Source organism: Roseateles sp., from assembly GCF_036404855.1.
GTDB lineage: Bacteria > Pseudomonadota > Gammaproteobacteria > Burkholderiales > Burkholderiaceae_C > Pelomonas.
Map to the genome: position 1 here is coordinate 1 of NZ_DASWYS010000157.1, position 1964 is coordinate 1964.

Sequence of the window (1964 nt, forward strand, 5' to 3'; positions counted from 1 at the left end):
GCCGCCCGACGGGCGGCTTCTCCCCTGAGTCGCCTCAGCTCACCGAACCCATCTGGCTCTGCAGGTAGTTCTGCAGGCCGACCTTCTCGACCAGCTCGATCTGCGTCTCCAGGAAGTCGATGTGTTCCTCGGTGTCGTCCAGAATGGTCTGGAGCAGGTCGCGCGAGACGTAGTCGCGCACGGCCTCGCAGTGCGCGATGCCTTCCTTGATGGTGACCTGCGCGCCTTGCTCGAGCGTGAGGTCGCAGCGCAGGATCTCGGGCACGTCCTCGCCGATGCCGAGCTTGCCCAGGTCCTGCAGGTTGGGCAGGCCGTCGAGCATGAAGATGCGGTCCATCAGCTTGTCGGCGTGCTTCATCTCGCCGATCGATTCCTCGTATTCCTTGCCCGCGAGCTTGTCCAGGCCCCAGTGTTTGAGCATGCGGTAGTGCACGAAGTACTGGTTGATCGCCGTCAGCTCGTTCTTCAGTTGCGCCTGAAGGTGGGCAATCACTTTCTTGTCGCCTTGCATGTGACTCTCCTTGTCGTTGTTGCGGCCGGGGGATTGTGAGCCCATCGCCGCTGGGGAAAAGGGGTGCGGCCTTTGCAAATGAGAATTGTTCTCATATGATGGCCAGCCTGTCACCGCCGGAGCACCCCATGAAGCCGTCCTTTCCGACCCACGCCGACGAGGAATACAGCCTGCCGCCCGTCGAGGCGCTGCTGGCCGGCACGCTCGCGCTCATGACCGGTTGCGCCCAGCACAGCGGTCCGGTGTGCCAGCGCGAACTGATGGTCGGCAAGGTGGTGAGCAACCTCACCGAGCTGGCGCAGCACCCGGCGCTGTCGCGGCCCATGCGGGTGTTGCTGGGCCGGCTGAGTTCGCGTTGGCTGCTGGAGCTGGGCAGCGCCGCGGCGCCCGCCGCCGGGCTGATGCCCCTCCTGCCGGAGCACCGCACGCTGCAGTAGTCGGCTCAGCCCCGCATCAGGGCCTCGATGGCGTCGGGCGCCACCGGCACGTCGCGGGTGATCAGTTCGCAGCCGGTTTCGGTGACCACGGCGTCGTCCTCGATGCGGATGCCGATGTTCCAGAAGCGCTCGGGCACGCCTTCGGCGGGGCGGATGTACAGCCCCGGCTCGATGGTGAGCACCATGCCCGGGCGCAGGATGCGGCTCGGGCGGTCCTTGATGGTCTCGCCGGACAGCGGGTCCTGGCGCTCGCTGACCTGGCCGACCTCGGACGGCTCGACGTAGCTGCCGCAATCGTGCACGTCCATGCCCAGCCAGTGGCCGGTGCGGTGCATGTAGAACGGAAAGTACGCGCGCTGGGCGATCACGTCGTCCACCGCGCCCACCTTGTTCTTGTCGAGCAGGCCCAGGTCGAGCAGGCCCTGGGCGAGCACCTTGACGGTGGCCTCGTGCGGATCGATGAAACGCGCGCCGGCTTTGGTGGCGGCCACGGCCGCCTCCTGGCTGGCCAGCACCAGCTCATAGACCGCGCGCTGCGGACCGGTGAAGCGGCCATTGGCGGGGAAGGTGCGCGTGATGTCGCTGGCGTAGCCGTCGAGCTCGCAGCCGGCGTCGATCAGCACCAGCTCGCCGTCGCGGATGGGCGCGGCGTCGGCGCGGTAGTGCAGGATGCAGGCGTTGGCGCCGGCCGCCACGATGCTGCCGTAGGCCGGGTACTGCGAGCCGCCCTGGCGGAACTCGTGCAGCAGCTCGGCGTCGAGGTGGTACTCGCGCACGTCCTGCCCGGCGCGCAGCATGGCGGCGCTGCGCTGCATGGCGCGGATGTGACCGCGCGCGCTGATGCGCGAGGCGCGGCGCATGATGTCCAGCTCGTGCGCGTCCTTGACCAGGCGCATCTCGTCCAGCACGGCGCACAGGTCGCGCTGCTGCTCCGGGCACAGCGCCCCGAAGCGCACGCGCGCACGTACCTTGGCCAGCCAGTTGCCGACCCTCGCATCCAGCCCCTCGTGGATGGC

The 1964-nt window shown here is 68.2% G+C and carries 3 protein-coding genes; 1 reads left to right on the forward strand and 2 read right to left on the reverse strand.

What is annotated here, in order from left to right; translation table 11 throughout:
• Window positions 1-34: 34 nt before the first annotated feature.
• Window positions 35-511, reverse strand: coding sequence for a bacterioferritin (gene bfr, locus VGF12_RS10305; RefSeq protein ID WP_331175944.1), 477 nt, complete (start codon window positions 509-511; stop codon window positions 35-37).
• A gap of 128 nt (window positions 512-639) precedes the next feature.
• On the opposite strand from bfr, the gene VGF12_RS10310 reads away from it, so the two are divergent.
• A complete protein-coding gene (locus tag VGF12_RS10310; RefSeq protein ID WP_204743714.1) occupies window positions 640-948 on the forward strand; it encodes a hypothetical protein in 309 nt (102 codons plus the stop codon).
• Window positions 949-953: 5 nt separating this feature from the next.
• Here VGF12_RS10310 and VGF12_RS10315 read toward each other — a convergent pair.
• A partial coding sequence (locus tag VGF12_RS10315) for a M24B family metallopeptidase (protein WP_331175945.1) occupies window positions 954-1964 on the reverse strand: 1011 nt, incomplete at its 5' end.